The sequence below is a fragment of the Niveispirillum sp. KHB5.9 genome (assembly GCF_048066115.1).
In the GTDB taxonomy this organism is placed as follows: Bacteria; Pseudomonadota; Alphaproteobacteria; order Azospirillales; family Azospirillaceae; genus Niveispirillum.
Genome location: NZ_JBLTYX010000009.1, coordinates 95,168 through 117,043, shown reverse-complemented (window position 1 = coordinate 117,043; position 21,876 = coordinate 95,168). Strand labels below are relative to the sequence as shown.

Sequence of the window (21,876 nt, the reverse complement as noted above, 5' to 3'; positions counted from 1 at the left end):
CATGGGAATGAGCGTCGGCGCCAAAGACGAAGATTCAGTAGTGTCGGAAATCAATACGACACCGCTGGTGGACGTGATGCTCGTTCTGCTGATCATCTTCCTGCTGACCATTCCGGTGGCTATCCAGACCATCCCCGTGCAGCTTCCCAACGAAGTGAACGTGGTGACTGTGACGAAGCCGGAAAACGTGACGATCGGTGTCGATCCGGACGGCAACATCTATTGGAATGCCACTCTGCTCCCGGATTACAACGCGCTGTTCGAGCGTATGAAGGAAGTGGCGGTGCTGGTTCCGCAGCCTGAGATCCACATCCGTGGTGACAAGGAAGGGCGGTACGAGTTCGTTGGCAAGGTCGTCGTGACCTGCCAGCGGGCCGGCATCCTCAAGATCGGCTTTATCACCGAGCCTCCTGCCGGGGCGCTGAACATCACCCGTTGATGTTCAGTCCCCTCGACGGGACAGAAGGATAGGAGGCCCTCATGGGCATGAGTGTGGGACCTGGCGCCGAGGATGGTGGCGTCGTTCCGGAAATGAACACCACGCCGCTTATCGACGTGATGCTGGTGTTGCTGGTGATGCTTATCATCACCATTCCGGTGCAGACCCACGCGGTGAAGCTGGACATGCCGGCGGGTCCGCCCCCGCCGCGTGAAAACGTTGTCGAGCCAGAGGTCATCACCATCGAAGTCGACTTCGATGGCACGGTGTACTGGAACGGCGCCGTTTTGAGCGGCCGCGAGGAGATGGAGCAGCGGATGACCCAGAAGGCTGCGCAAGACCCGCAGCCGGAGGTGCATCTGCATCCGAACCGGTTGGTTAAGTACAAGTATGTGGCGGCTGTTCTGGCGTCCGCTCAGCGGCTCGGCCTGAACAAGATCGGTATGGTTGGTAACGAACAGTTCATGGACTGATCGGTACCAGCGGCAAGGGGCGAGGCGGATCTTCACAGGTCCGCCTTAAACCTGCCCACTTGACCTGATTGCATTCGACAGGCGGCCAGATGGCTGGCCGGTGAGACAACCCGTCGGATGGGACCCGTCGCTGAAGAGACAAGCGACCCGTTCGACCGATACCGAGATAGAGACAATGACCCGCACCCGTCTTTTTACCGTTGCCCTGCTGGGATCGGCCCTGGCCTTCGGCTCCTTCGCCGCCGTCATGGCACCGTCTGAAGCCTTTGCGCAGAAGGCCGGTGATAAGAAGGGCTCCGGCGACACTGTCCGCCCCGAAGTGGGCACCCCGCTGACCGCCGCCCAGGACCTGGTCAAGCAGAAGAAGTTCAAGGAGGCGATGGCTAAGATCAAGGAAGCCGAAGCCGTTGCCAACCGCACGCCGTTTGAAAACCAGATGATCCTTCAGTTCCGTGTTGCGGTCGCCCAGCAGGGTGGCGATGCCGAGGAACTGGAGAAGGGCATGGATGGCCTGATCGCGGCCGGCGCCCTGCAGCCCGCACAGCAGTCGCAGTACGCGCTGGTGCTGGCGCAGATGTATCTGAGCGACAAGAACTATCCCAAGACGATCGGCTGGGCGCAGAAGGCCATCACGCTGGGGGCCAACGAGACCCAGGCCCGCGCCATGCTGCTGGCAGCCTATTTCGAGAGCAAGGACTACGCCAACGCCGTCAAGGAATACAGCGCCAAGATCGCCGCGGGCGAGCGCGCCGGCCAGAAGCCGACCCAGCGCGACCTGGAGATCCTAGGCAGCCTGCATCTGTCCAACAACAACGAAGCCGGCTATGTCTCCACGCTGGAGCGCATCGTCACCCTGTACCCGGAAAAGAAGTACTGGGAAGACCTGCTGAACCGTGCGCAGCGCAAGCCGGGCTTCAACCGTGATCGCCTCACGCTGGACGTTTATCGTCTGCGCTACAATCTGGGCATGCTGGACAGCGGCGGCGAGCTGATGGAAATGGCGCAGCTGTCGCTCCAGGCCGGCAATCCCGGCGAGGCCCAGGCCATCATCGACAAGGGCTATGCCGCCGGCCTGCTGGGCAACGGCGCCGAGGGCGAGCGTCACAAGCGCCTGAAGGACATGGCCCTGAAGCAGGTCGCCGACGACAAGAAGGCGCTGCCGCAGACGGAGGCCGAGGCCCTGGGCGGGGCCAATGCCGGCCCGATCCTGCGCGTCGCCGAGGCCTATGCCGGTTATGGCCAGTATGACAAGGCCGTCACCCTGGCCGAGGCCGCCATCGCCAAGGGCAATCTGAAGAACCCCGACGATGCCCGCCTGCGTCTGGTGACCTATTACCTGGCGCTGGGTCAGAAGTCCAAGGCCGAAGCCACCGCCAAGGCCATCAAGGCCACGGACGGTCCGGCCGATCTGGCCCGCCTGAACCTGCTGGCCGCGAAGAAGTGACAGAAGGGGACGGGCGGCCCTCCGGCCGCCCGTCCCGTATTGCCATCCTGCCATCCGTACGCGGGGAAGCAGCCTGTTTCCCCCGTCTCCCGGTCGCGCCCGCCGGGTCCCGTCGGACATACCATGTCGGATTTGGAACCTCTCTTCCGCCCCCGACTGCAATATCCCGAACGCGCCCTGCGTCTGCGGCGCGAGGGGCGTGTTATTGTCGAGTTTCGTATCGGCAATGACGGCGCACCACAGGATGTGCGGGTCGTGGAGGCGGTTCCCCCCGGGCTGTTCGAACAGTCGGCCCTGCGCTATGCGGCCGGCCTGCGCTATCAGGCGGGGGAGAAGCCGCCGCACCCGTCCGAAACCATGGCCAAGGAGCGGGAGCGCCAGCGTCTGGAAGTGCGCTTCGAGATGCGTGGGCAGGCCTGATCCACACAGCGTCACACGGATATATCTTTCAAACCGACGACACATTCCCTATCTCTATGGCGTCGCGTTGAAGCGGGCCGTGAAACTGGAGAATTTCCATGGGCGCCATGAGCCTCTGGCACTGGATCATTGTTCTTGTCGTCGTGCTGCTGGTTTTCGGCGCCGGTAAGTTGCCCAATGTCATGGGTGACATGGCCAAGGGCGTGAAGGCCTTCAAGAAGGGCATGAAGGAAGAGGATGAGACCGCTGCCGCCGATCCCAAGCTGACGGAAAACAAGCCGGGCGAAAACGCCCCGCGCTGATCCGCAGCGGGAGATATACCCCGAATTAGCAAGGCCGGCCGCGCATCGTGGCCGGCCTTTGCTTTTGCGGCATGATGCCGGCCGGTGCTACAAACGGGCAAGGCAGCCACAGGGAGGACGCCCGGGTGGACGCGACGATAGCGACCGATGGCCGCCATGACGGGCCGTCACCGACCGCCGGCATGCATGACCTGCCGCGCCTGCTGGAACGCCTGCACCGCCGGTTCCTGGACGTGGTCCGGATCGAGCTGGAACGGCTGGACAGCAGCCATGTGACGCCGGTGCAGGGCCTGATGCTGCTGACCATCGGCGAGGCCAGTCTGACGGTGCGTGAACTGGTCGACCGTGGCTATTACCTGGGTGCCGCCGCGGCGGCCAATCTCAAGGCGCTGGTGGCGGCGGGCCTGGTGGACGCGGAGGGCGATGGCGACCGCCGGACGGCGCATCTGCGGCTGACGCCGGCCGGGGCCGCCCTTTGCCGGGAATTGCGCCGGGTGGAGGCCGCCCATATCGAGGGGTTGACGCTGAACGGACAGGGGCCGGCGGAATTGCAGGCGGCCTACCGGCTGCTGCGCCGACTGGAACAGGCATGGGCGGATGTCATCCGCGCCGATGCGATCGACATGGAATAAGGCTCGGGGTACGGATGACCGGCGAACGCAAGAACGACAGCCCGACAGCCCTGACGGCGGCCGATGTGCGCCAGCTTGCCGGCGATCGCACGCCGGAGGCGCGCATCCAGCTTCTGTCCAAGCTGATGCGCACGGCCGAGCAGGCGCTGCTGGGGGAGGGGGAGCGCGTGCTGGTGCGCGATCTCCTGTCCCGGCTGGCGCATGACGCCATCCAGCAGGTGCGCGAGGCGGTGGCCTGGCAGATCTATAACAGCCCCTTCCTGTCCGACGACCTGGCCCGTGACCTGGCGCTTGACCTGACCTCCGTGGCCTTCCCGCTGCTGCGCCATGGCGACGGCATGGCCGATGCCCTGCTGCTGGAGGTGATCGGCCAGGGGCACGCCGACAAGCAGTTGGCCATCGCCGCCCGCAAGCATCTGTCGCAGGACGTGTCGGGTGCCCTGGTCGATGTCGGCAACCTGGCCGTCATCGCCACCCTGGCGGGGAATGATGGCGCGGAACTGTCCGATGCCTCGCTCCAGTCGCTTGCCGAACGCTATGCGCATGTGCCGCTGGTGGCTGAGCCGCTGGCCGGGCGTGCCGCACTGCCGGCCAGCGTCGTGGAACGGCTGGTGGCGCATGTGTCGGACCGGGTGCGCGACCTGCTGGTGGAGCGTCATCGGCTGTCGCCGGTGATCGCGGCGGAACTGGCCGCACATGGGCGGGATGCCGCCACGCTGGCCCTGCTGCGGCCCGTGTCGCGTCCCGGCATGGATGCCGGTGCCCTGGCCCTGCATCTGCATGAACAGGGGCGGCTGGGCGTGGCGCTGCTGCTGCGCACGCTGTGCGCCGGGGATTTCGACTTCTTCGCCGCCGCCATCGCCACCAAGTCGCGGGTGCGCAAATCCAATGCGCTGGCCCTGCTGCTGGAGGGCAAGTGGGATGGGATGAAGGCGCTGCTGGACCATGCCCATATCCCCAAGCACCTGTTCACGCCGTTCCAGGTGGCCATGCGCGTGGCCCAGATGCTGGGCTATCGTGGCGGCGAGGCAGGGCGGGACGTGTTCCAGATGGAAGCGCTCGGCCGCATCTATGCCGACTGCGGCCAGTCGGAGGAGCGGGCGATGGACAACCTGCTGCTTCAGCTGTTCGACCAGAAGGACGACGCGCTGGTCGATGCCGCCATGGACATCGCGGGGATGCCGTTCATTCCGTTACGCGGGAACGTGCCGAAGGATTGAGGGGGAACTGACCGACGGTCATTTCCCATGACCGTCGGAGGCCGTCGATTGGCGGCCCGCGCCACGTGGCGCGTAAGCCAAGGGCGCGGAGCGCCCGCCCGACGTCTGCGGGAACTCAAAAAGCCCTTATCTGCATCTGGATCGGGCCTTCGGCGCGGCCATGGATGAACTGGTCGACATATTCGTTGCCGGAATTATCGATCTCCGACACCGGGCCCACCCAGATCAGCTTGCCCTTGTAGAGCATGGCGATGCGGTCGGCGATCTTGCGGGCGCTGGCCATGTCATGGGTGATGGACAGGGCCGTGGCGCCCAGATCCTTCACGCATTTCACGATCAGGTCGTTGATCACGTCGGCCATGATCGGGTCCAGGCCCGTCGTCGGTTCGTCGAAGAAGATGATCTCCGGCCTTGTACAGATGGCGCGGGCCAGGCCCACGCGCTTCTGCATGCCGCCCGACAGTTCTGAGGGCGACAGATCTGCGACATCGGGGCTCAGGCCCACGGCACCCAAAGTGGCCACCGCCCGCTCCTTGGCCTCCTTGCGGCCCAGGCGCTGCTCCCCCTGGATCAGGCCGAAGGCGACGTTTTCCCAGACGGGCAGGCTGTCGAACAGGGCCGCGCCCTGGAACAGCATGCCGAACTTGGCCATGGCGCGTTCACGGTCGCGGCCGCCGATATGGGTCGTGTCCTCACCATCGATGCGGATGGTGCCGGCATCGGGCTGCAGGATGCCCAGGATGCTTTTCAGCAGCACGGACTTGCCGGTGCCCGATCCGCCGATGATGACGACGCTTTCGCCGCGCGCCACCTCCAGATCCACGCCGTCCAGCACCACTTTGGGCCCGAACGCCTTCTTCACGCCCTTCAGCGCGATCTTGGGCACGTCCATGTCTTGGGTCAGCTCCAGCGGCGGCATGCTCATGAGAAGAAGATCCCCGTCAGCAGATAGTTCATGACCAGGATGAGGATGGAGGCGGACACCACGGCATTGGTGGTGGCGGCACCCACACCCTGCGCCCCGCCGCGCGAGTTGTAGCCGTGGTAGCAGCCCATCAGGGAGATGACGAAGCCGAAGCAGGCGGCCTTCACCAGACCGGACACCACATCCATGAATTCCAGATACTGCCAGGTATTGTTGATATAGCTGGCGGCGTTGAAATCCAGCCGGTAGACGGCGACCAGATAGCCGCCGAACACGCCGATGATGTCGGCCACCAGCACCAGCAGCGGCAGCATGGCGGTGCCGGCCAGCAGGCGCGGCACGACCAGATATTTGAACGGGTTGGTCGACAGCGTGGTCAGCGCGTCCACCTGTTCGGTGACGCGCATGGTGCCCAGCTCCGCCGCCATGGCGGCCCCGATGCGGCCGGCCACCATCAGGCCCGCCAGCACCGGCCCCAGTTCGCGGGTGATCGACAACACGACCACGGTGGCTATGGCGCTTTCGGCGGAGAAGCGGGAGAAGCCGCTATAGCTTTGCAGGGCCAGCACCATGCCGGTGAACACGGCGGTCAGGCCGACGACGGGCAGGCTGTAATAGCCGATCTCCACCATCTGCCGGCCGATATGCCGGAAATAGAAGGGCGGGCGCAGGCAATGCATCAGCGCCGTGAGCGTGAACAGGGCCAGACGCCCCGCCGCCTCCAGGAAGTTCAGGGTGGCACGACCGACCGCACTGAGGAAATTCATGAACCTGACCTTCTGCTCGGGAGCGTGACCCGCCCCATCGCTAGACAATGGGGTGTCTTCTGTCAATGTATAGGGGGCGGAGATCATCGCTGTGCTGCGCCGCACCCAATCGCCAATGGCATGGAGCCTTTGCGTTTCTTCCACGCGAAGCATCTTGCCGGACGCGTGATTTCGCCTTAAAACCGAAACAAGCAACGAGCTGTCGGTGTTCCCGCCGGCTCCACCACTTCAGGATGGACAGGTCCCCCCGGGATGGCGGCAGACCAGACGACGCAGAAGCAGGACATGACGGGCGCATCCGCCCGTGCTGTCGCTTTGCGCGTGTACTCCATCGGCAGCGGCCGCCCCGTCCTGGCCGCCACCCTACGACTAGTTTCCCCCTGAGCGCCCGATGTCGTGCCGCCTTCGCCGCGGTACGGCCCGCGATCAGGGGACAAGGTGCCGCACCGGCGCCGATTGAGGCTCGCATCACAATTCGATCTATCGGCGCCGTACCTGACAGGACCGCGCCCGATATGCCCAAGGGACCAGGACATGAGCAGCATCACCAGCGACAGCAACCGCGTCATCATTTTCGACACCACCCTGCGTGATGGCGAGCAGGCCCCCGGCTGTTCCATGAACCTGGAAGAAAAGCTGCGCATCGCCACCGTGCTGGAGGAAATGGGCGTCGACGTGATCGAGGCCGGGTTCCCCATCGCGTCCAACGGTGATTTCGAGGCGGTGCGTGAAGTGGCGCGCACCGTGAAGAATTCGGTGATCGCAGCATTGGCCCGCACCTCGCGCGCCGATATCGACCGCGCGGCCGAGGCGTTGCAACTGGCGCAGCGCAAGCGCATCCACACCTTCATCTCCACCAGCCCCGTCCACATGAACTACATGTTGAAGATGACGGAGGAGGAGGTGCTCCAGCGCACCATCGATTATGTCGGCTATGCCCGCAACCTGACCGATGATGTGGAATGGTCGGCCCAGGATGGCTCGCGCTCCGATCGCGACTTCCTGTGCCGCACGGTGGAGGCCGCCATCAAGGCCGGCGCCACCACCATCAACATCCCCGACACGGTGGGCTATGCCCTGCCGGAGGAATATGCTGCCATGTTCAAGGACGTGATGACCCGCGTCCCCAATTCGGACAAGGCCATCTTCTCCGTCCATTGCCATAACGACCTGGGCCTGGCCGTGGCCAATTCGCTGGCCGGCATCGGCGTGGGCGTGCGGCAGGTGGAATGCACCATCAACGGGTTGGGCGAGCGCGCGGGCAATGCGTCGCTGGAAGAGATCGTCATGGCGCTGCGCACGCGCCACGACCTGATCGGCTGCACCACGGGTATCAAGACCGAGCATATCACCCGCATCTCCCGCCTGGTTTCCACCATTACCGGCTTCCAGGTGCAGCCCAACAAGGCCATCGTCGGCGCCAACGCCTTCGCCCATGAGAGCGGCATCCATCAGGACGGTATGCTGAAGCATGCCGAGACCTATGAGATCATGACTCCGGAATCGGTGGGTCTGAACCGGTCGTCACTGGTCATGGGCAAGCATTCCGGCCGCGCCGCCTTCCGCGCCAAGCTGAAGGAGCTTGGCTATGACGATCTGGGCGAGAATTCGATCAACGACGCGTTCGGCCGCTTCAAGGATCTGGCCGACCGCAAGAAGGACATCTATGACGAGGACATCGTCGCCATCATGGATGACGAGGTCGGCCGCCAGCATGACCGTGTTCGTTTCCAAGCGCTGCATGTCGTCGCCGGCTCGCGCGGGCCGCAGCATGCCGTGCTGGAGCTGGAAATCGACGGTCGGCCTATCCCGCCGGTGGTGGCCTTCGGCAACGGCCCGGTGGATGCGGTGTTCAACGCCCTGAAGCTGGCCTTCCCGCATGAAGCCAAATTGCAGCTTTACCAGGTGCACGCCGTGACCCAGGGCACCGATGCCCAGGCGGAGGTGACGGTGCGCCTGGAAGAGGAAGGTAAGACCGTGAACGGGCAGGGGGCGGATGCCGACACGCTGGTGGCCAGTGCGCGAGCCTATGTCCATGCGTTGAACAAGCTGATCACCAAGCGGCTGAAGACGGCGCCGGTGGCGCTGTCGGCCTAACCTCGACTCCGAATCCGCGACTTGAGTCAAACCCCCGCCGGAAACCCTACCGGCGGGGGTTTTGCCATGATTTCGCCATGATGTTTGAGGGTCGCTTACCCAGGGTAGCCGCCATATGGGGCGCGGACAGCCGCCATGCGGCAGCGCAGCGCGAAAGCGGGTACAAATTCCATGCCGGTGGCTTTCAAGGCTTGAGGGTCCGGCCCCAAATGGTCTATGCAACAAACGCGGTTCGGCATATCCGGGGTCCGACCGCACCAAGGGCGGCAAAATCCGGACATCGCTAGAGATACGTTTCACCCATGTTTTCAAACCTGCTCGGTATGTTCTCCGCCGACATGGCGATCGACCTTGGCACGGCCAATACGCTGGTCTATGTGAAGGGTCGCGGCATCGTCCTCAATGAACCGTCGGTGGTCGCCATCCGCGACCTGCGGGGCAAGAAGCAGGTCCTGGCCGTGGGTGACGAGGCCAAGCTGATGCTTGGCCGTACGCCCGGCAACATCCAGGCCATCCGTCCGCTGCGCGACGGCGTCATCGCCGATTTCGAAGTCGCGGAAGAGATGATCAAGCATTTCATCCGCAAGGTTCATAACCGCCGCAGCTTCGCCAGCCCGGAAATCGTCATCTGCGTGCCGTCCGGCTCCACCGCCGTCGAACGCCGTGCCATCCAGGAGAGTGCGGAGGCCGCCGGTGCGCGCCGCGTCTCCCTGATCGAGGAACCCATGGCCGCCGCCATCGGCGCCGGCCTGCCGGTGACCGAGCCGACGGGCAGCATGGTCGTCGATATCGGCGGCGGCACCACGGAAGTGGCCGTTCTGTCGCTGAACGGCACCGTCCATGCTCGTTCCGCCCGCGTCGGCGGCGACAAGATGGACGAGGCCATCATCGGCTATATCCGCCGTCACCATAACCTGCTGGTGGGTGAGGGTTCGGCCGAGCGCATCAAGAAGGAAATCGGTTCCGCCTGCCCGCCGGAAGATGGCGAAGGCCGCGTCATGGAGATCAAGGGCCGCGACCTGATGAACGGCGTTCCCAAGGAACTGGTGATGAGCGAGCGCCAGATCGCCGAGAGCCTGGCCGAGCCCGTCAGCCAGATCATTGAGGCGGTCAAGGTCGCCCTGGAGCACACCGCTCCGGAACTGGCCGCCGACATCGTGGACAAGGGCATCGTGCTGACCGGTGGCGGCGCGCTGCTGGCCAACCTGGACTATGTCCTGCGCCATGCCACCGGCCTGCCGGTGTCCATCGCCGACGATCCGCTGTCCTGTGTGGCGCTGGGGTCGGGCCGGGCGCTGGAAGAGGAAAGCCTGCGCAACGTGCTGATCCGCATGTACTGACGGATAGCGTATAGCAATCCGATATTTACAGCATCGCGTTGAAGCGTTAGTTTCATATTGTACCGTAACCCGTCGTTATGGCGGGTTACCCGACCACGGGACACCAATCCCCGGTGAAGACACGCAATAGCGGATCCGTCGTACGTATCGCGGCCCCCCTGTGGGGGATGGTGCAGCGATTCTACTTCCCGCTGCTGATCCTGGCGGCCATCGCCCTGATGATGATCGGCCATGTCAATGGCACGGCCGTCGAACAGGCCCGCACGCGCGTCACCGACGCCGTTTCCCCCGTGCTGAATGTCATGTCCCGCCCGGCCGCCAGCGTGGCCGACGGGCTTGAATATTTCCGCCAGCTTGTCGACCTGCATGACGAGAATGCCCGCCTGCGGGAAGAGAATGCGCGCCTGCGGCAGTGGGAACAGGCGACGCTGCGCCTGGATGCGGAGAACCGTTCCCTGCGCTCGCTTCTGTCCTACAAGCCCGATCCCGCTGCGCGTGTGGTGACGGGCCGTGTCGTCGGTGATCCCGGCGGCGCCTTCGTGCGCACCGTCGTGGTCACGGTCGGCGTGCGCGAGGGGGTGGAACGCGGGCAGGCGGTGATGTCGGGTCAGGGGCTGGTCGGGCGTATCGTGCAGGTGGGCGACTGGTCGTCGCGCGTGCTGTTGATCACCGATCTGAACGCCCGCATCCCCGTGGTGCTGGAAACCAGCCGTCAGCGCGCCATGCTGGCCGGTGACAATTCCGACCATCCGCTGCTCACGTACCTGCCGCCCAACAGCGAGGTGACGCAAGGTGAGCGCGTCTTCACCTCCGGCCATGGCGGCCTGTTCCCGCCCGGCCTGCCGGTGGGCATTGTCGAGATGGGGGCCGATGGCAAGCCGCGGGTGATGCCCATCGCCGATCTGTCCCGTATCGAGCATGTGCAGGTGGTCGATTTCGGCACCAATGGCGGTGTGGCCGCCGAAGCGGCACAGCCGGGCGCGATGAAGTGAGGACCACGGCTTTGGCCGGCGGAATGCTTTCCCAACTCGATCGTACGGCACGCAACCTGGTGCCCTTCAGCGTCACGGTCCTGGCCATGCTGGTCGGGATGGTGCCCTTGCCGTTGCCTGGATATGCCATGGTGACGGTGCCGCTGATGCTGATGTGCCTGTTCTACTGGGTCATCCATCGGCCGGATCTGCTACGCCCCATGGTGGTCTTCGCCATCGGGCTGCTGCAGGACCTGATCGGCGGCACGCCCATCGGCATGACGTCCATGGTGCTGGTCCTGGCCTATTGGCTGCTCATCACCCAGCGCCGCTTCTTCCTGGGCCGGTCCTTCCTGATGCTGTGGATCGGTTTCGGGTTGGTGGCGGCGGGGTCGGGCGCGGTACAATGGGCCGTGTTCGCCCTGATGACCGCCAGCCTGCTGGATGCGCGTCCGGTACTGGTGCAGGCCCTGCTGGGCGTGGCATTGTTCCCGCTGATGGCCTGGCTGCTGCAACGGTTGCACCGCGCCTATTTGAGTTGAGGTTTTGATCCATGTCGGCCTTTGACCGGGATGCCGAACGGCAGCGCATGCTGTCCCGCCGCACCATCGTGCTGGGCGGGTTGCAGGGCGCTGCCGTCGTCACGCTGATGGGCCGGCTGTACTATCTCCAGATAGTGGAGAGCGACCGGTACACGGTGCTGGCGGAGGATAACCGCATTTCCCTGCGGCTGGTGGCGCCGCCGCGTGGCCTGATCACCGACCGGTTCGGCGTGCCGCTGGCGGTGAACGAGCAGAATTTCAGCACCATCATCGTGTCCGAACGCGCCGGCGACGTGCAGCAGATCCTGGACGAGGTGGGCAAGCTGATCCCGCTGACCGAGGTGGATGAACGCCGCATCCAGCGCGATATCCAGCGGTCACGTTCCTTCGCGCCGATCACCATCAAGGAGAACCTGACCTGGGATCAGGTGGCGGCGATCGAGGTGAACCTGCCCGACCTGCCGGGCGTGTCCATCGATGTCGGCCAGGTCCGCTCCTATCCGTTCGGCGAGGCGTTGAGCCATGTGCTGGGCTATGTCGGGGCGGCGGCGGAGAAGGATGTGGAGGGGTCGACCGACCCGCTGCTGACCCTGCCGGGTTTCAAGGTCGGCAAGGGCGGGATCGAGAAGCAGTACGACACGGCCCTGCGCGGGTCGGCCGGCAACCGGCAGCTGGAGGTGAATGCGGTCGGCCGCGTCATCCGCGAGCTGTCGCGCGATCCCGGCCAGCCGGGGCGCGAGGTGGCGCTGACCATCGATGCCAAATTGCAGCATTACATGCACCAGCGCCTGTCGGCGGAGGAGAGTGCGGCGGCCATCGTCATGGATGTGCATACCGGCGGCATCCAGGCGCTGTGTTCCAGCCCCAGCTTCGATCCCAACCAGTTCGCCATGGGCATCGGGTACGAGCCCTATCAGGCGCTGCTGAAGGATGAGCGCACGCCGCTGATCAACAAGGCCATCGCCGGGCAATATCCGCCGGGATCGACCTTCAAGATGCTGACGGCGCTGGCGGCGCTGGAATCGGGCATCATCAATGCCGAGCATCGGGTGTTCTGCCCTGGCCATATGGAGCTGGGCAGCCACCGGTTCCATTGCTGGCGGCGCGGCGGGCACGGCACGCAGGACATGGTCGGCGCGCTGATGAACAGCTGCGACGTGTATTTCTACGACATTGCCGGTCGTATCGGCATGGACCGCATCGCCGAGATGGCCCGCCGGTTCGGGCTGGGCAGCCGGGTCGGGCTGGAGCTGCCGGGCGAGCGGCCGGGCCTTATTCCGGATCCGAAATGGAAGCGCGCGACGCTGAAACAGCCCTGGCACCAGGGTGAGACGCTGATCGCCTCCATGGGCCAGGGCTATGTCCTGACCACGCCGTTGCAGCTGGCGGTGATGACGGCGCGGCTGGCCAGTGGCAAGGCGGTGCAGCCGCATCTGCTGAAATCCATTGAGGGCCAGTTCAACGAGACGACGGATTGGCCAACCATTGATGTGAAGCCGGAGAACCTGGCCACGGTGCTGAAAGGCATGAATGCCGTGACCAATGTGCCCGGCGGCACCGGCTATCGCGCCCGCATCAATGTGCCGGGGATGGAGATGGCGGGCAAGTCGGGCAGCGCCCAGGTCCGCCGCATCTCCATGGCGGAGCGTAATTCCGGCGTCATCAAGAACGAGAACCTGCCCTGGCGCGAGCGCGACCACGCTTTATTCGTGGCCTTCGCGCCCGTGCATGCGCCCAAATATGCCTGCGCCGTGCTGGTGGAGCATGGCGGCGGCGGCGGTTCCGTGGCCGCTCCCATCGCCCGCGACATCCTGCTGGAATGCCAGATGCTGGAGGCGGCGCGGGCCACGGTGGCGCAGCAGCCGCCACCGGCCACCGACACCACGCCGGCACCGCAGGACCCGACGGGAGGACCGCCGTGACGCTCGACGTTTCCGCCGACAGCGGCGCGCTTTCCTTTACCGAGAAGCTGGCCCAGATCCCCTGGTCCTTTGTGTTCCTGGTCACCCTGGTGGCTTGTGTCGGCTTCGCCATGCTCTATTCGGCGGCCAATGGCCAGATCGACCCCTGGGCCTCGCGCCAGATGCTGCGCTTCGGTGTCGGTCTGGCGCTGATGTTGTTCATCGCCATGATCGACATCCGGGTGTGGATGAAGATGACCTACCCGCTCTATGGGCTGGTCATGGTGCTGCTGATCGGCGTGGACCTGTTCGGGTCGATGGGCAAGGGGGCGCAGCGCTGGATCGATCTGGGTTTCGTGCAATTGCAGCCGTCGGAGATCATGAAGGTCACGCTGGTCATGGCGCTGGCCCGCTATTTCCATGGCGCCTCGCTGGAGGATACGGGCCGTATCCCGTTCCTGCTGGTGCCGCTGGCCATCGTCGGGGCGCCGGTGGCCCTGGTGCTGGCCCAGCCCAACCTGGGTACCTCGCTGATGCTGATCATGGCGTCGGGCGCGATGTTCTTCCTGTCGGGCGTGCGCTGGTGGAAATTCGCGCTGATCATCGTTGCCGTGATGATCGCCATCCCGCTGGGCTGGGAATTCGCACTGCATGATTATCAGCGCGACCGGGTGGAGACCTTCCTGAACCCCGACAGCGACCCGCTGGGTACCGGCTATCACATCACCCAGTCGAAGATCGCCTTCGGGTCCGGCGGGTTGATGGGCAAGGGGTTCCTGCAGGGCACGCAGAGCCATCTGAATTTCCTGCCGGAAAAGCAGACCGACTTCATCTTCACCATGCTGGCGGAGGAATTCGGGCTGGTCGGGTCGATCAGCTTCCTGGTGCTGTACTGCCTGATGCTGCTGTTCGGCTTCATCATCGCCGGGCGTTGCCGGCACCAATATGGGCGGCTGCTGGCGCTGGGGCTGACGGTCAACCTGTTCCTGTACCTGTTCATCAATGTCGCCATGATCATGGGCCTGATCCCCGTGGTGGGCGTGCCGCTGCCGCTGATCTCCTATGGTGGGACGGCGACCTTGGCGGTGATGGTGGGTTTCGGGCTGCTGATGTCGGTGCATGTGCATCGCGATGTGCGCATGTCGCGGCGGGGCCTGGGCGATTTGTGAGGCATGATCGAAGCGCGGGGCTCGGTCGTTCAAAAAAACACCAAACCTGTCATCAAACCTGTCGACAAGGGCAGGGAGCTTTGCTAAACAGCGCGCCTCGCCACGGTGAACGCCCTGGCGGGCCGCGAAACGGCGGATGTGGATTGGGCGCATAGCTCAGTTGGTAGAGCAGCTGACTCTTAATCAGCGGGTCCAAGGTTCGAGTCCTTGTGCGCCCACCAATCCACCCTGGTTTCGCTGACGAAGGTTGGGCGCATAGCTCAGTTGGTAGAGCAGCTGACTCTTAATCAGCGGGTCCAAGGTTCGAGTCCTTGTGCGCCCACCAACCTTCCCCCCTCTCCCGAACATGATGCATGACTGATGGCGCGCCCCTGCGATGGGTGCGGCTTTTCCGGTTGCCGGCGCATGCCCACCTGTTGAACAGGGGGGTGGGGTGCTGGAGTGCGGGCCATGGCTCGTCTCGCCGCCATTCTTGTTGTGCTGTGCCTCACGGGGGCCGGTGCGGCGCATGCCGCCAGCCAGCCGCCGCCGGTCTGGCAATGTGTCGATGCCAACCGCATCGGCAGCTGGTCCTTCATCGACCATGACAGCATCCTGATCGCCATCGGCCCCGGCGATTATTATCGCGTGCGGCTGGATGGCCTGCTGCCGGAGGAGGATCTGCGCCTGCAAGGGGCGGTCTCCTTCGTGCCGCGCACCGACCGGCAGCTTTGCGCCGCGGTCGGCCATGTCGTGGTCGGCGGGCGCTGGTTCGCCATAAGGTCGATCACGGTCTGGCGCGGCCGTGGTGGCGAACCTTGATCCGGCCGCGATCTGGCGTCACCATGGGCGCATGGGGCGAGAGAGAGCTTGGAAGGAGGACGCATCATGCGTCGCCATATCCTGTTGGGGATGCTGGCCCTGCTGGGCGTTGGGCCGGTGCCGGCCCAGGAAGGCCAACCCGATGCCGTGACCGGCCGGGAAACCTGTATCGAATCACGCCGCATCAATGGCTGGACGTCGGAAGGTGACCGTATCCTGATCGTCACCCTGGGTGCCAGCCGCCGCTACCGCGTCGAACTCAGCCTGTCGGCCGTCACCTTGAATGTCGGCAGCCAGGCACAATTGGCTTTCATCCCGCGCAGCGACGGCATGCTGTGTGCCAATTGGGGCCATGTCGGTGTCGATGGCCAGCGCATCCTGATCCGCAGCATCACCGCCCTGCCGACGCCCCCCAAGGGGGAGAGGCCGGGTGAACCGGAGAAATGACTTGTCGCTTCCATCCTTCGTTCCCTATCGCCTGACCGTTTGCGGCATCCAGGAATTGCCATCCCATGCCGCCGCCGGGGTCACGCACTTGGTCTCCATCCTGGACCCGACGCGTGAGCCGCTGATCGAATTCGATGATTACGGCCCGCATGACCGCATCGACCTGCGCTTCCACGATATCGTGGAGGAACTGCCCGACCAGACGGCGCCGGTGGCGCGCGATCTGGAAAATGTGCTGCATTTCGGCCGGCGTCTGACCGACAAGGCGGTGGCGGGCGACCATCTGCTGGTCCATTGCCATATGGGCATTTCCCGTTCCACCGCCGCCATGACCCTGATCCTGGCCCAGGCCCGCCCAGACCGGCATGCTGGAGAGGCATTGGCGGAGGTGGTGCGCATCCGGCCCCAGGCCTGGCCCAACCTGCGCATGCTGGAGATCGGCGGCGACATGCTGGGCCGGCGGGCGGAACTGCTGGAGGCGCTGCGCGAGGTCTATGCCAAGCACGCGGTGGGCAAGCCCGACTGGCTGCGCTTCCTGTCGGAGAACCATCGCGGCCGGGAAATCGCGCATATGGGGTGATATAAAATGAGCGAGTATTTTTATTCAGAATTCGGAAGCTTTCTCCAGTGGAGTGTCTCTGAATCAGAATCGGATCACGAATGTAGTATATATTCTATATCTCCGAAGCATAGATTGGAGATTGGTCTTGTTGATTTGTATAAATTCGTATCCCCTGGCGACGAAAAATATTTTACCTCTGGGTCTGTGCAAATTCGTAAATTAAGCTATTATAGATCTCTTGAAAGAAAATGGATAGGCGATCCGATGGAGGGGAAAGCCAATGCTTTTATTGACAGAATTCATTCAGCGGACTTAGCGCCAAATGCTCCAGGTGGTATGCATGTATTTGGTCGTAAACCTGGAGGAAATTCGGGCATGCTGGCCATTCCGGCGGGGGGCAACGACGATATTCTGTTGAAAAACGTAAGATTTGAATCATTGATGCCGGACGTATTTATTTGGTGTGCATCCCTTGGTCCGCTGCCGCTGCTGCGCCAAATGTGGAATAAGTATTCGGAAGTGCAGTACGTTGACTCTATAGCATTAGGTGTAGAAAGTATTCGAAATCTATCAGAGGCTTTAGTTAAAGTTGGCCTTGTGGATGTGGATGGAGATAAGAGAGTATTTTCAGAAATATTTCATAGAATGAGTGGTGGTATAGTAAATTATAGGACAATATCTGGAAAATATGAAGAGGTGGACATTGGTAGTGTTTCTCCTTTTGTAAAAGATAAATCTTTTTCATGGCAGAGGGAATTTAGATTGATATTTGTTCCATACCGTAATGATCTTCCAAATACAATTAAAATAGAAATCGGAAACAATAAAATATTTAAAATATATTAGCTTTTCCTAATCTTCCGCCGTCACCGCGCGCCGCAGTCGCCGCACGCCGATCCACACGGCGGCCACCACGGTGGGCACGGCGATGCCGGTCATCAGCGCCTTGGGCGGCAGGCCGGCGATGGTGGGCAGCCCCTCCACCACATATTTCACCAGCCCCAGCAGGTAATAGGAGATGGCGAAGACCGACAGGCCTTCCACCGCCTCCTGGATGCGCAGCTGGGTGCGGGCGCGGGCTTCCAGGCTTTTCAGGATTTCGGCATTCTGTTCGGCGCGCTGAACGTCCACACGGGTGCGCAGCAGGCTGCTGGCGCGGCTGATGCCGGCGGCCAGTTCGGCCTGACGGCGCGACACCGCCTCACACGTCCGCACGGCGGGGCGGAAGCGGCGTTCCAGGAAGACGCCCAGGCGCTGAAGGCCGGGGATGCGTTCCTCCCGCAGCTCCTCGACGCGGCGTTCCACCAGCTCCGCATAGGCCATGGTGGCGCCGAACCGGTAGCGGCAATGGGCCGACAGGGTTTCGGCCTCCGCCGCCAGACGGGTCAGCGCATCCAAGAGCCCATGTTCCTCCGCCATGTCGCGGGCGGTGGCGGTGCGGGTGACGATGCCCTCCAGCCGCTGTTCCAGGCTGGCCAGTTCCGGCCCCGCCTCGCGTGCCAGGGGCAGGCCCAGCAGGGCCGTCATCCGGTAGGTCTCGATCTCCAGCAGGCGCTGCACCACGCGGCCGGCATGGCTGGGCGACAGGCCCTTGTCACGGACCAGGATACGGGTGAAGCCGTCGGGGCAGAGGCGGAAATCGGTCCAGACCAAAGCCTCCCCACCCGCCACCTCGCTGCCCAGCAACTCCCCGCGCGGGAAGATGGCGGCCAGGCTTTCCGGGCCGTGGCGCGGTTCCGCATCGGCTTCCAGCCGCAAATGGCAGGCGACCAGCCGCAGTCCGGGAAGACGGGCCGTCCAGTCGGCCAGACGCGGCGACAGGGCGGACCAGTCGGCGCTGTCGGCGGGCCCCATCTCGGCGATGGTGATGGCGGTGAATTCGGTATGCCGCTCCCACTTCACCGTGCGGCCATCGACCAGCAGCTGTACCTGCCGCAGTTCCGCCCCCGGCAGCGGCAGGCCCACGGCCCGGCACAGGTCCAGCAGATGGGCGTGGTCGGCCCCCAGCTCCCCCGTCAGGTGGGCGATATGGGTCAGGCGGGCCGGCGTGGTGATGCGCATATGCGGCCGCGCGTGCAGCTCGTCATTCAATTGCGCCCGCTGCGGATGGTCCCGCCCATCCAGGCGCCCGTCCAGCCCCACCGCCATGAAGTTCCCCCGGTCAACCGTTCTGATTTTGGTTAACTATGCGTGGGGCGTTGCGGCTGCGCCATGAGACATCTTGTTCACGCACGCACGCCGGAACCGCGTGTGGCCGCCTGGACACGGGCCCAGGAATGGGCGCCGGTCTGGAAGCCGATGGTGCCGGCGAAACCGACATTTTCCAGGCTGTCGCGGAAGATGGTGCCGATCGACTGGCGCAGTTCGGCCGGTAGCATGCCTTGCGTGCGGATCATCAGGTCGAAGCGGCCGGGCCAGACCAGACCATCGAGCTGCATCGGCCCGATGCGGGTGAAATTCAGGTCCAGAAGGAAGCGCTTGGCGGGGCCGCGTCCCTCTCCCTCGCGTCCATCCTCCCCATCCTGATCGGTGGCGCCGCGCACATGCAGCTGGGCGCGCATCACCTGATCGGGGGTGCCGAAGGGGATGGGCATGGCGCGCCAGCCATCGGGCGTGGGCTCCGCCGCCTGCCTTGCAGCCGCCTGGAAATCCTCCCGCAGCCGGTCCAGCAACCGGCTGCCGCCGCGTGACCGCAGCGCCTCCGTCGCCTCACCCCCCAGCCAGCCGGCCGCATCCCCGCCGCGCAAGGCGGCCAGGAAGAAGGTCAGGTTGGTGGTCAGGCGCTTGCCCGGCTGCGGCAGGATGGATGCTGCGACATTGCGGGCCACGGTCGGGTCGGCGGCCAGAAGCGTCGCCATCACCTCCCGCATCACCGGCCAGTCCGTGCCCTGGGCGGGGTCCAGTGCCGGCAGCATGCCGGCCAGGTCGCGGTTCTGCGGCACCTCCAGCGCCAGGGTCAGGTTGGTGCCGGGCGGCAGGTCGGTGCGGGCGCGCAGCACCAGCGTGCCTTGCGGCGTAGCCACCACCGGCTGGCCCTGCGCCGTGCTGCCCACCAGGGTGCCGGTGATGGTGTTGGGCGGCGGAGCGTCGGGCAGGTCCAGGACCGGGCCCATCATGCTGCTGCCGGCAGCCGGCTGCGGAATGTTCGTCTCCACGGTCAGGATGCGCAGCTGCACGGGCTGGCCATTGGGCAGGGGGGCGGGGCGGGGGGGTGTGGTCGGGGCGGTAGCGGGGCTGCCGGTCGTCGGCGGTGCCGTGGGCGGCGATGGGGTGTCGCCGCGGGCGCGGGCCAGCTGGATCTCCGGTTCCGGGCTGGCCTGGGCCGGTCGGGTGGGGGATGGGGCGGGTGGTTGTGTGGTCGTGGGCGGTGCCGTCGGTGGTGGCGGTGGGACAGCCACGGGCGCATCGCCGCGGGCGCGGGCGGTCTGGATGCCGGGTTCCGGTGCCGCCTGTGCCGGGCGCGCAGGGTTGGGTGTCGGCTCACCCGCCGTCGGTGGGGCGGTCGGTGCCGGTGGTGGTGACAGGGTTGGTGCGTCGCCACGGGCGCGGGCCAGCTGGGGGTTGGGCTCCGGAAGGGGCTGGGTGGGTCGCGTGGGTGTCGGATCGCCGCCGGTTGGCGGCGCGGTCGGCGGGGAAGGCGGGTTGGCGTCGCGGACACGCGCTTCCTGGACCGGGGGCGGTGCGGTGGTGGGGCGGGGGGCTTGCGTCGGGGCGGGATCGCCGCCGGTGGGGGGAGCGGTCGGTGGTGACAGGGGTGCGCCGTCGCGCAGCCGGGCGACCTGCTGGGGGGGCGTCTGCTCCAGACCGGCCGGCGCCGGCGGGGCCGGCATCTGGGGTGGTTTGGGCTCACCCCCGGTCGGTGGGGCTGTGGGGGGCGACGGCGGCAGGGGATCGCGGGCGCGGGCGATCTGTACCGGTTCCGGCTGAAGGGCGGGCTGCGGCGGGGCGGGACGGGGGGCGCCATCCGTCGCCGGGGGCGGTACCGTCGGTGGCGCGGTGGGGGTGGGGGGCGGTGCCGCGTCGCGGGCGCGCGCTTCCTGCGGAACCGGTGGCGGCGATGGGGTGGCCTGCGGCGGCGATCCGGCTCCCGGTTTTGGCAGCGGACTTGGTGCGGGTTCTCCGCCCGTCGGCGGTGTCGTCGGTGGGGAGGGGGCGGCGCCGTCGCGCAGGCGCGCCAGATCGACCGGGGCTGCCCCACCCTGGGGAACAGCTTGTGCGGGGGTGGTGGGGTTGCTGCCGGGCTGGGCGGCGGCCGGGATGTCGCCGCCGGCGCGTGGTGGGGTGGCTGGCGGGGCCGAAGGCTGACCGGGAAGGGGAACCGGTGTCGGTTGTGTCCCGCCGGTGGCCGGTGCCGTGGGTGGTGGTGGCGGGGCAGGGCCGCGCAGGCGGGCCTCCACCATGGGTTCCCGCGCCACGGGCGGACCGTCCAGGTCGCGGAAGGCGAACAGGCCGGAGGATGGGGTGGACGGGATGTTGTAGCGCGCCAGCCGGGCCAGACGTGCCGCGTCGGGGTCGGCCCGAACCTCCTGCCGGGCCGGGGCCGGCTCCGCCGCTTCGGCGGGTGCCGCGGGGAGGGGGGGCAGGGAAGGGGCGGGCTGGGTGGCCGGTATCGTGCCGGTTCCTGTCGCCGGGGGTGGGGTGGGCACCGGTTGTGCCGTGACCGGGCCCGTTTGAAGGGGCGAGGGGGTGGCTGGCGTTGCCACCTCGTCCAGCAGGCCGACCAGGGGGGGCAGGCTGGCGCCCGGTGCCGGGGTGGTGGTCGGGAGGGGGGCAGGTGCGGCGGTTAGGGGCTGGGCGGCCACGGGTGGACCGGGGAGCGGGGAACTTGCCGCCGGTGGGGGCGCTGTCGGCAAAGGGGGCTTGTCCGGCCCGCCGGCCAGCAAATCCGCTGGCGTGCTTCCCGCCGTGGCGTTGGGCGTGCTGACCGGGGGTGGAACGGTCGGGCGCGGCTGGGCGGCGGCGACCACGATGGCGGCGATGGTGGCGCCGGGCTGGATCTGCGGCAGGGGCTGGGGTGCCGGCGCGGTCGGCGCCTGCGGGCTGGTTGCCTTGTCGGTGGCTGGCGTGCCGACCGGCGGGGCCGGGGTCTGCACCTGTGGCGGGGCCAGGGCGGCAGCCCGGGCCGGGGTTCCCGGTACCTGCGGCGGGATGCGCAGGGTGACGGGGCGGTCGGTGGGCAGGGGCGAGGGCGTTTCCACCTCCACCTCGCCGGCGGCGGTGCGGATCGTGGCCTTGCCATCCTCCTGCGACACGACCTGTCCGGACAGGACCAACGCCCGGTCCAGCCCCGCCAGCTTGTCCGGAAGAGTGCGGATCAGCACATCGGCCAGCGGGACGAGGCCGGGTGTGGGCGGCGAGGTGCCGGCGGCGGCACTCGCGGCGGCGATGCCGGGGGGAAGGGGGGCGGACATGGGATGCGGCCCG

Annotated in this window: 21 protein-coding genes and 2 tRNA genes; 19 read left to right on the top strand and 4 right to left on the bottom strand. The window is 65.7% G+C overall.

The window, feature by feature from the left end; translation table 11 throughout:
- Position 1: 1 nt before the first annotated feature.
- The 7 genes from ACM9HJ_RS16380 to ACM9HJ_RS16350 all read left to right on the top strand — a co-directional run bounded on the left by ACM9HJ_RS16380 (position 2) and on the right by ACM9HJ_RS16350 (position 4,930).
- Entirely contained in the window at positions 2–439 is a 438-nt protein-coding gene (locus tag ACM9HJ_RS16380) for an ExbD/TolR family protein (RefSeq protein WP_416572821.1), read from the top strand.
- 41 nt (positions 440–480) lie between these two features.
- Positions 481–912, top strand: a complete 432-nt coding sequence (locus ACM9HJ_RS16375) for an ExbD/TolR family protein (protein WP_416572820.1) — start codon at positions 481–483, stop codon at positions 910–912.
- A gap of 175 nt (positions 913–1,087) precedes the next feature.
- Positions 1,088–2,356, top strand: a complete 1,269-nt coding sequence (locus ACM9HJ_RS16370) for a hypothetical protein (RefSeq protein WP_416572819.1) — start codon at positions 1,088–1,090, stop codon at positions 2,354–2,356.
- A gap of 123 nt (positions 2,357–2,479) precedes the next feature.
- Entirely contained in the window at positions 2,480–2,776 is a 297-nt protein-coding gene (locus ACM9HJ_RS16365; RefSeq protein ID WP_416572818.1) for an energy transducer TonB, read from the top strand.
- 98 nt (positions 2,777–2,874) lie between these two features.
- Complete coding sequence (locus tag ACM9HJ_RS16360; protein ID WP_416572817.1) at positions 2,875–3,078, top strand: twin-arginine translocase TatA/TatE family subunit; 204 nt, start codon at positions 2,875–2,877, stop codon at positions 3,076–3,078.
- Between the two features lie 125 nt (positions 3,079–3,203).
- Positions 3,204–3,710, top strand: coding sequence for a MarR family transcriptional regulator (locus tag ACM9HJ_RS16355; RefSeq protein ID WP_416572816.1), 507 nt, complete (start codon positions 3,204–3,206; stop codon positions 3,708–3,710).
- A 14-nt stretch (positions 3,711–3,724) separates the two neighbouring features.
- Positions 3,725–4,930, top strand: coding sequence for a DUF2336 domain-containing protein (locus ACM9HJ_RS16350; RefSeq protein ID WP_416572815.1), 1,206 nt, complete (start codon positions 3,725–3,727; stop codon positions 4,928–4,930).
- A 115-nt stretch (positions 4,931–5,045) separates the two neighbouring features.
- Here ACM9HJ_RS16350 and ACM9HJ_RS16345 read toward each other — a convergent pair whose 3' ends face one another.
- Together ACM9HJ_RS16345 and ACM9HJ_RS16340 are read right to left on the bottom strand one after the other, a co-directional pair.
- The gene (locus ACM9HJ_RS16345; RefSeq protein ID WP_416572814.1) at positions 5,046–5,855 is read right to left on the bottom strand and encodes an ABC transporter ATP-binding protein; all 810 of its coding nucleotides are present in this window, start codon (positions 5,853–5,855) and stop codon (positions 5,046–5,048) included.
- Positions 5,852–6,622, bottom strand: a complete 771-nt coding sequence (locus tag ACM9HJ_RS16340; RefSeq protein ID WP_416572813.1) for an MlaE family ABC transporter permease — start codon at positions 6,620–6,622, stop codon at positions 5,852–5,854. The genes ACM9HJ_RS16345 and ACM9HJ_RS16340 overlap by 4 nt, the downstream gene beginning before the upstream one ends.
- A gap of 534 nt (positions 6,623–7,156) precedes the next feature.
- Here ACM9HJ_RS16340 and ACM9HJ_RS16335 point away from each other — a divergent pair.
- The 12 genes from ACM9HJ_RS16335 (at position 7,157) to ACM9HJ_RS16280 (ending at position 17,298) form a co-directional block, all read left to right on the top strand.
- Positions 7,157–8,719 carry a 2-isopropylmalate synthase gene (locus ACM9HJ_RS16335; RefSeq protein ID WP_416572812.1) on the top strand — a complete coding sequence of 521 codons (1,563 nt, stop codon included), beginning with the start codon at positions 7,157–7,159 and terminating at the stop codon, positions 8,717–8,719.
- A 302-nt stretch (positions 8,720–9,021) separates the two neighbouring features.
- The gene (locus ACM9HJ_RS16330; RefSeq protein ID WP_054167055.1) at positions 9,022–10,059 is read left to right on the top strand and encodes a rod shape-determining protein; all 1,038 of its coding nucleotides are present in this window, start codon (positions 9,022–9,024) and stop codon (positions 10,057–10,059) included.
- Between the two features lie 113 nt (positions 10,060–10,172).
- The gene (gene mreC / locus ACM9HJ_RS16325; RefSeq protein WP_416572811.1) at positions 10,173–11,051 is read left to right on the top strand and encodes a rod shape-determining protein MreC; all 879 of its coding nucleotides are present in this window, start codon (positions 10,173–10,175) and stop codon (positions 11,049–11,051) included.
- A 23-nt stretch (positions 11,052–11,074) separates the two neighbouring features.
- On the top strand, positions 11,075–11,572 hold the full coding sequence (mreD, locus tag ACM9HJ_RS16320; RefSeq protein WP_416572810.1) for a rod shape-determining protein MreD: 498 nt from the start codon (positions 11,075–11,077) through the stop codon (positions 11,570–11,572).
- Positions 11,573–11,583: 11 nt separating this feature from the next.
- Positions 11,584–13,494, top strand: a complete 1,911-nt coding sequence (mrdA, locus tag ACM9HJ_RS16315; RefSeq protein WP_416572809.1) for a penicillin-binding protein 2 — start codon at positions 11,584–11,586, stop codon at positions 13,492–13,494.
- Entirely contained in the window at positions 13,491–14,642 is a 1,152-nt protein-coding gene (gene rodA, locus ACM9HJ_RS16310; protein ID WP_416572808.1) for a rod shape-determining protein RodA, read from the top strand. Before mrdA ends, rodA begins: the two co-directional genes overlap by 4 nt.
- 145 nt (positions 14,643–14,787) lie before the next feature.
- Positions 14,788–14,863 (top strand) — tRNA-Lys (locus ACM9HJ_RS16305).
- A gap of 28 nt (positions 14,864–14,891) precedes the next feature.
- A tRNA-Lys gene (locus tag ACM9HJ_RS16300) sits at positions 14,892–14,967 on the top strand.
- Between the two features lie 125 nt (positions 14,968–15,092).
- The gene (locus tag ACM9HJ_RS16295; protein ID WP_416572807.1) at positions 15,093–15,443 is read left to right on the top strand and encodes a hypothetical protein; all 351 of its coding nucleotides are present in this window, start codon (positions 15,093–15,095) and stop codon (positions 15,441–15,443) included.
- Positions 15,444–15,509: 66 nt separating this feature from the next.
- Complete coding sequence (locus ACM9HJ_RS16290; protein WP_416572806.1) at positions 15,510–15,890, top strand: hypothetical protein; 381 nt, start codon at positions 15,510–15,512, stop codon at positions 15,888–15,890.
- 1 nt (position 15,891) lies between these two features.
- Positions 15,892–16,470: a tyrosine phosphatase family protein gene (locus ACM9HJ_RS16285; protein WP_416572805.1), complete on the top strand. Its 579-nt coding sequence runs from the start codon at positions 15,892–15,894 to the stop codon at positions 16,468–16,470.
- Between the two features lie 6 nt (positions 16,471–16,476).
- Positions 16,477–17,298: a hypothetical protein gene (locus ACM9HJ_RS16280; RefSeq protein ID WP_416572804.1), complete on the top strand. Its 822-nt coding sequence runs from the start codon at positions 16,477–16,479 to the stop codon at positions 17,296–17,298.
- A 6-nt stretch (positions 17,299–17,304) separates the two neighbouring features.
- Here the strand turns inward: ACM9HJ_RS16280 and ACM9HJ_RS16275 are convergent, their stop codons facing one another.
- Positions 17,305–18,600, bottom strand: coding sequence for a DUF3422 family protein (locus ACM9HJ_RS16275; RefSeq protein WP_416572803.1), 1,296 nt, complete (start codon positions 18,598–18,600; stop codon positions 17,305–17,307).
- Positions 18,601–18,677: 77 nt separating this feature from the next.
- On the bottom strand, positions 18,678–21,863 hold the full coding sequence (locus ACM9HJ_RS16270; protein WP_416572802.1) for a hypothetical protein: 3,186 nt from the start codon (positions 21,861–21,863) through the stop codon (positions 18,678–18,680).
- Positions 21,864–21,876 lie beyond the last annotated feature (13 nt).